Origin of the sequence: Streptomyces sp. DH12, assembly GCF_020873895.1 — a bacterium.
Classification (GTDB): domain Bacteria; phylum Actinomycetota; class Actinomycetes; order Streptomycetales; family Streptomycetaceae; genus Streptomyces.
This window is the reverse complement of sequence record NZ_JAHWGT010001173.1, coordinates 1-441: the sequence shown is the minus strand read 5'-3', so window position 1 is coordinate 441 and position 441 is coordinate 1. Positions and strand designations below refer to the sequence as shown.

Annotated in this window: 1 protein-coding gene; it reads right to left on the bottom strand. The window is 62.8% G+C overall.

The window, feature by feature from the left end:
• Window positions 1-309: TetR/AcrR family transcriptional regulator (locus LPA54_RS39100; protein ID WP_228985149.1), on the bottom strand; the 309-nt coding region annotated here is incomplete at its 3' end.
• Window positions 310-441 lie beyond the last annotated feature (132 nt).

Below are 441 nucleotides of genomic sequence, written 5' to 3'. Positions count from 1 at the left end.
CGCGCACAGCACCGCCCGGCGCATGGCCTCGAAGGGGGCTTCGTCCGAGGGGCGGCGGCGCAGTTCCTCGATGAAGCGGGACTCGACCATCTCCTGCACGGCGAAGGTGGCGTCCTCCTTGCTCGCGAAGTAGCGGAAGAAGGTGCGCTGGGAAACCTCCACGGCGTCGACGATCTCGTCGACGGTGGTGCGTTCGTACCCCTGGGTGGTGAACAGTTCGTGGGAGGCGCGTACCAGGGCGTCCCGAGTGCGCTGTTTCTTGCGTTCACGCAGTCCGGCTCGGGGCTCGACTGTCTGCCCGTCGGTCACGTACCGGTTCCTCTTTTCCCGTGTTTGTCCAGCTCAGCATACCTGTGCGCTACGTGTGAGCTACGTGACAGTTACTGACTTGTGAATTGGTTTGTCAACTGTCAGCGGCTGTCACTAGTCTCGCCGTATGAC